This window comes from Oleiphilus sp. HI0080 (genome assembly GCF_001635135.1).
This window is the reverse complement of sequence record NZ_LWFU01000204.1, coordinates 1-361: the sequence shown is the minus strand read 5'-3', so window position 1 is coordinate 361 and position 361 is coordinate 1. Positions and strand designations below refer to the sequence as shown.

Sequence of the window (361 nt, the reverse complement as noted above, 5' to 3'; positions counted from 1 at the left end):
ATCCTGACCTTGATACAGAGCAAACACTAATCGTTAATTTTGATGCGTTTGGTGCCTCCTCTTTAGACTTCTTTATTTATACCTTTACCAAGACAACAAACTGGATCGAATACCACACAGTAAAACAGAAAGTGTTGGTTGAGATTATAAAGATCATCGAAGGTGAGGGCGCAGAGTTTGCGTTCCCAACATCAACGGTGCATTTGCCAGAACTGGTTAATAGTGGGCTTGCTCATAATATCGAAGAGCCAAAGCCCTGATTTGGTTTTGTGCCTTGGTTAATTCGGAGTAGAAGAATGTACGCAATTGTTGGTGGCACGGGACTGAATGCACTTTCCGGCTTCGCTGAGAGTGATAGACA

At 42.9% G+C, this 361-nt stretch carries 1 pseudogene; it reads left to right on the top strand.

Going from position 1 to position 361, the window contains the following annotated elements:
* Nucleotides 1–260 (top strand): annotated as a pseudogene (locus A3751_RS02135) (mechanosensitive ion channel domain-containing protein); the annotation flags it as partial.
* Nucleotides 261–361 lie beyond the last annotated feature (101 nt).